This is a genomic window from Kluyvera sp. (assembly GCF_965301105.1).
Genome location: NZ_CBDKZX010000170.1, coordinates 1 through 2,874, shown reverse-complemented (window position 1 = coordinate 2,874; position 2,874 = coordinate 1). Strand labels below are relative to the sequence as shown.

Genomic DNA, 2,874 nt, shown 5'->3' with positions numbered 1-2,874 from the left:
TGATTATGCGCTGGCTGTCGCATCGCGGCGGCGCGCTGGATTTCCAGGAGTGGTGTGCTGCACACCCGGGCGAACGTTTCCCGGTATCGGTCGCGCTGGGCGCAGACCCGGCAACCATTCTTGGCGCGGTGACGCCGGTACCGGACACGCTTTCTGAGTACGCGTTCGCGGGTTTGCTACGCGGGACGAAAACAGAAGTGGTGAAGTGTGTTTCCAACGATCTGGAAGTGCCAGCCAGCGCCGAGATTGTCCTCGAAGGCTATATTGAGCCTGGCGAAATGGCGCCGGAAGGTCCCTATGGCGATCACACCGGTTACTACAACGAAGTGGACAGCTTCCCGGTGTTTACCGTCACCCACATTACCCAGCGTGAAGACGCGATTTACCACTCCACCTATACCGGGCGTCCGCCGGATGAGCCGGCGGTGCTGGGCGTAGCGCTGAATGAAGTTTTCGTGCCTATTTTGCAGAAACAGTTCCCGGAAATCGTTGATTTCTATCTGCCGCCGGAAGGGTGCTCATATCGCCTTGCCGTCGTGACGATGAAAAAACAGTATGCTGGGCACGCAAAACGCGTAATGATGGGCGTGTGGTCGTTTTTACGCCAGTTTATGTACACAAAATTCGTGATTGTCTGCGATGATGACGTCAACGCACGTGACTGGAACGATGTGATATGGGCGATCACTACTCGTATGGACCCCGCGCGGGATACCGTGCTGGTAGAGAATACGCCGATTGATTATCTGGATTTCGCCTCGCCGGTTTCCGGCCTGGGGTCGAAAATGGGGCTGGACGCCACCAACAAATGGCCTGGGGAAACCCAGCGCGAATGGGGCCGTCCAATTAAGAAAGATCCCGCCGTTACGGCGCGTATTGATGAGATCTGGGACGAGCTGGCCATATTTTCCGCCAATAAATGATAACCCACCCCGGAAGATTTCACGCCGTGGGCGTTGCGCCGACCGCGTGAATGAGGATGGGGGAAAAGACCCGACAGAGGGAGCGCATGACAACCTTAAGCTGTAAAGTGACCTCGGTGGATGCCATTACCGATACGGTATATCGCGTTCGTTTAGTACCCGAAGCTGCCTTCTCATTTCGTGCCGGACAGTATCTGATGGTGGTGATGGACGAGCGCGATAAGCGTCCGTTCTCCATGGCCTCAACGCCGGATGAAAAGGCGTTTATCGAGTTGCACATTGGTGCTTCTGAGCTGAACCTGTACGCAATGGCCGTGATGGACCGCATCCTCAAAGACCGCGAAGTGGTGGTAGATATCCCGCACGGCGAGGCCTGGTTACGTGATGAAGACGATCGTCCGCTGGTGCTGATTGCCGGCGGTACGGGCTTCTCCTACGTACGCTCCATTCTGCTGACCGCGCTGGCGCGTAACCCGAATCGCGACGTGGCGATCTACTGGGGTGGCCGCGAAGAGAAACATCTCTACGATCTCTCTGAGCTAGAAGCACTGTCGGTGAATCATCCTAACCTGCGCGTAGTGCCGGTGGTTGAGCAGCCTGAAGAAGAGTGGCGTGGGCGTTCTGGTACGGTGCTCACCGCGGTGCTGCAGGACTACGGTACGCTGGCGGAGCACGATATCTATATCGCGGGACGTTTTGAAATGGCGAAAATCGCGCGTGACCTGTTCTGCAATGAACGTCAGGCGCGTGAAGACCGCCTGTTCGGCGATGCGTTTGCCTTTATCTGATTCCGATGAAAAAACCCGCCCCTGACAGGCGGGAAGAACGGCAACTAAACTTTGTTGTGTTGTCCGCCGGAGAAAACGCGTATCCGGCAGACAATTTCAATAGACTGCGCGCCCCAGTTTCCAGGGCGCGTTTTTTTATACGCGCTCGATAACCGTCGCGATCCCCTGACCTAAACCGATACACATTGTCGCCAGACCAAACTGAGCGTCTTTGCGTTCCATCAGGTTAAGCAGGGTGGTGGTGATGCGCGTACCGGAACAGCCTAACGGGTGACCCAGGGCGATCGCGCCACCGTTGAGGTTGATCTTCTCGTCGATCTGCTCCATCAGCCCCAGATCCTTAATACACGGCAGGATCTGCGCGGCAAAGGCTTCGTTCATCTCAAACAGATCGATATCACTTGTGCTCAGACCCGCTTTTTTCAGCACCAGCTTTGAGGCCGGAACCGGACCGTAGCCCATGATCGACGGATCGCAGCCGACCACCGCCATTGAGCGGATGCGCGCGCGGGGGGTTAATCCCAGCTCGCGGGCGCGGCTTTCGCTCATCACCAGCATGGCAGAGGCGCCATCGGAGAGAGCGGAAGAGGTCCCTGCGGTCACGGTACCGGTAACTGGGTCAAACGCGGGGCGAAGAGTGGATAACGCTTCAACGGTGGTTTCCGGACGGATCACTTCGTCGTAGTTAAACTGCTTGAGCACGCCATCCGCGTCGTGGCCACCGGTAGGAATGATTTCATTCTTAAAGGCACCGGACTGCGTGGCTGCCCAGGCGCGGGCGTGGGAACGTGCGGCGAAGGCATCCTGCATTTCACGGCTGATGCCATGCATACGGGAAAGCATTTCCGCCGTCAGGCCCATCATACCCGCGGCTTTCGCCACATTGCGGCTCATACCCGGGTGGAAATCAACGCCATGGCTCATCGGTACGTGGCCCATGTGTTCTACGCCGCCGACCATACAGACCTGCGCATCACCGGTCATGATCATCCGCGCCGCATCGTGCAGCGCCTGCATTGAGGAACCACACAGACGGTTAACGGTGACTGCCGGTACTGAATGCGGGATTTCCGCCAGCAGCGACGCGTTACGGGCGATGTTAAAACCTTGCTCCAGCGTCTGCTGTACGCAGCCCCAGTAGATGTCGTCGATGGCCGCCGCTT

The 2,874-nt window shown here is 57.5% G+C and carries 3 protein-coding genes; 2 read left to right on the top strand and 1 reads right to left on the bottom strand.

Annotated features, from left to right (window positions below; all coding sequences use genetic code 11):
• Together ACW14G_RS22770 and fre are read left to right on the top strand one after the other, a co-directional pair.
• Nucleotides 1–923: UbiD family decarboxylase (locus ACW14G_RS22770; RefSeq protein WP_455648850.1), on the top strand; the 923-nt coding region annotated here is incomplete at its 5' end.
• 86 nt (nt 924–1,009) lie between these two features.
• A complete protein-coding gene (fre, locus tag ACW14G_RS22765) occupies nt 1,010–1,711 on the top strand; it encodes an NAD(P)H-flavin reductase (protein WP_064546498.1) in 702 nt (233 codons plus the stop codon).
• Between the two features lie 135 nt (nt 1,712–1,846).
• On the opposite strand, the gene fadA is transcribed toward fre, so the two are convergent.
• Nucleotides 1,847–2,874 (bottom strand): acetyl-CoA C-acyltransferase FadA (gene fadA, locus ACW14G_RS22760; protein ID WP_455648849.1); only part of this gene is annotated, 1,028 nt, incomplete at its 5' end.